Source organism: Kosakonia sp. N21, assembly GCF_050587465.1.
In the GTDB taxonomy this organism is placed as follows: domain Bacteria; phylum Pseudomonadota; class Gammaproteobacteria; order Enterobacterales; family Enterobacteriaceae.
Map to the genome: position 1 here is coordinate 1 of NZ_JBOBHR010000042.1, position 334 is coordinate 334.

Consider the following 334-nt stretch of genomic DNA (forward strand, 5'->3'; position numbering starts at 1 on the left):
ACTGGCGTAGGCCGCAAATTTGTCGTTCCACGCGGCTTCTTTCGCCTGACCGGCTTCTTTCGCATCCCACTGCGCATAAATGTCAGACGGGATTTCAAAGGCCGGGTGTTTCCAGCCCAGCGCTTCGCGGGTCAGGGCGATTTCCGCATCCCCCAGCGGCGCGCCGTGGGAATCATGGGTACCGGCTTTGTTCGGCGAACCGAAACCGATGATGGTTTTGCACATCAGCAGCGACGGTTTGTCCGTCACGCTGCGCGCTTCTTCCACCGCGCGTTTGATGGCGTCTGCATTGTGACCGTCCACCCCGCGCACCACGTGCCAGCCGTAGGCTTCA

General features: G+C 61.1%; 1 protein-coding gene. It reads right to left on the bottom strand.

Annotation, left to right across the window (positions count from 1 at the left end; all coding sequences use genetic code 11):
* Positions 1-334, bottom strand: a 334-nt coding sequence (locus tag ACQ3G7_RS24765) for a thiamine pyrophosphate-binding protein (RefSeq protein ID WP_496353908.1), incomplete at both ends; no start/stop codon positions are given.